Origin of the sequence: Burkholderia sp. A2 (genome assembly GCF_001729305.1) — a bacterium.
Classification (GTDB): Bacteria; Pseudomonadota; Gammaproteobacteria; order Burkholderiales; family Burkholderiaceae; genus Burkholderia; species Burkholderia sola.
This window is the reverse complement of the sequence record NZ_LZXX01000146.1, coordinates 1-210: the sequence shown is the minus strand read 5'-3', so window position 1 is coordinate 210 and position 210 is coordinate 1. Positions and strand designations below refer to the sequence as shown.

General features: G+C 71.9%; 1 protein-coding gene. It reads left to right on the top strand.

From position 1 onward, the window contains the following. Nucleotides 1–210 (top strand): lyase family protein (locus A9Z05_RS31555; protein WP_256122143.1); only part of this gene is annotated, 210 nt, incomplete at both ends.

Genomic DNA, 210 nt, shown 5'->3' with positions numbered 1-210 from the left:
CCGCGCTCGCGGCCGACCTGAAACTCGCGTTGCCGGCCGTGCCGTGGCATACGCAGCGCGACCGCATCGCGGAAGCCGCGGCGTGCTTCGGGATGCTGACCGGCACGCTCGGCAAGATCGCACGTGACGTGTCGCTGCAGATGCAGACCGAAGTCGGCGAGCTTGGCGAACCGGCGGCCGCCGGCAAGGGCGGCTCGTCGACGATGCCGC